The following is an 882-nucleotide window of genomic DNA, read 5'->3' on the forward strand; positions in this document are numbered from 1 at the left end:
GCGGCAGCTGCGCGCAAGGCTCGAACCGGCGTACTTCGGCCGCACCGGCCAGGATCACCACCGGTGCGCTGGCCAGCAGGCGATCGCCAGCCCAGGCCTGCCACTGCTGGTCAACCTTGCGCAGTTCCAGCACCTCATGGTGCGTCAGCAGGCGAATGCCCGGGTGCTGCAGCTGCTGCTGGCAAAGTGCAGGCGGGTGTACCCAGCCGCCTTCGGGGTAGAACAGCCCACCCGCCGGCAAGGTGACACCGGCGAGGGCCTCAGCCTCGGCGCGCTGCAGTGGCTGCAGCAAGTCGCGGTCGAAGGCAGCAGCCAATTTGCCCTGGCGCTCGGCTTCCTTGCTGTCGAAAGCCAGCTGCAACACCCCGCAGGCATCCCAGTCACGGCCCCGCTGCAGGCGTTCGAGCTGGCGACGGGTATAACCGAAACCGGACAGGATCATCTGCGACAAGGCAGTGCCATGGGCGGACAGCTTCAGGTACAGCACCCCTTGCGGATTGCCTGAGGCCTCTTGTGCCGCGCCCTGGTGACGCTCCAGCACGGTCACCTGCCAGCCACGCCGGGCCAGGCTGGCGGCGCTGCTGCTACCGGCCAGGCCGGCACCGATCACCAGCGCCTCGCGCGGCCCTGGTGCGGCAGGCGGGCGCGCATACCAGGGCGCTTCGGGGCCGGGCAGGGGGCCGACGTAGGCGCCGCTCATCACCTCCCACTTCTTGCCGATGCCGGGCACCTTTTTCATGGCAAAACCGGCTTCGACCAGGCTGCGGCGTACCCAGCCAGTGGTGGTGAAGGTGCCCAGCACTGTGGCTTCGGCAGCACCAGCCGGGTGCGACAGCCGCGCCAGTTGCGCGAACAGCTGTGGTGTCCACATGTCCGGGTTCT

General features: G+C 68.8%; 1 protein-coding gene. It reads right to left on the reverse strand.

What is annotated here, in order from left to right; genetic code table 11:
* A partial coding sequence (gene mnmC, locus HP547_RS29005) for an FAD-dependent 5-carboxymethylaminomethyl-2-thiouridine(34) oxidoreductase MnmC (protein ID WP_172288937.1) occupies positions 1-882 on the reverse strand: 882 nt, incomplete at both ends.

Source organism: Pseudomonas sp. CM27 (genome assembly GCF_013179515.1).
Taxonomy (GTDB): domain Bacteria; phylum Pseudomonadota; class Gammaproteobacteria; order Pseudomonadales; family Pseudomonadaceae; genus Aquipseudomonas.